Origin of the sequence: Kitasatospora sp. MY 5-36 (assembly GCF_001182915.1) — a bacterium.
In the GTDB taxonomy this organism is placed as follows: Bacteria; Actinomycetota; Actinomycetes; order Streptomycetales; family Streptomycetaceae; genus Kitasatospora.
The window spans coordinates 1-234 of sequence record NZ_LFVW01000327.1; the positions used below are offsets into that span (position 1 = coordinate 1).

Sequence of the window (234 nt, forward strand, 5' to 3'; positions counted from 1 at the left end):
GGCGGGCTCGCCCGCCGGGACTTCTTCCGCGTCCGGCTGTTCGATGATGACGTGGGCGTTGGTGCCGCTGACGCCGAAGGAGGAGACGCCGGCCCGGCGCGGACGGCCGGTCTCCGGCCACTCCCGGTCCTCGGTCAGCAGCTCGACCGCGCCCGCCGACCAGTCGACGTGCGGCGTCGGCGCGTCCACGTGCAGGGTGCGCGGCAGCACCCCGTGCCGCATCGCCAGCACCAT

The 234-nt window shown here is 75.2% G+C and carries 1 protein-coding gene; it reads right to left on the reverse strand.

What is annotated here, in order from left to right; all coding sequences use genetic code 11:
• Positions 1-234, reverse strand: a 234-nt coding sequence (locus tag AE652_RS21190; protein ID WP_049653874.1) for a ketoacyl-synthetase C-terminal extension domain-containing protein, incomplete at both ends; no start/stop codon positions are given.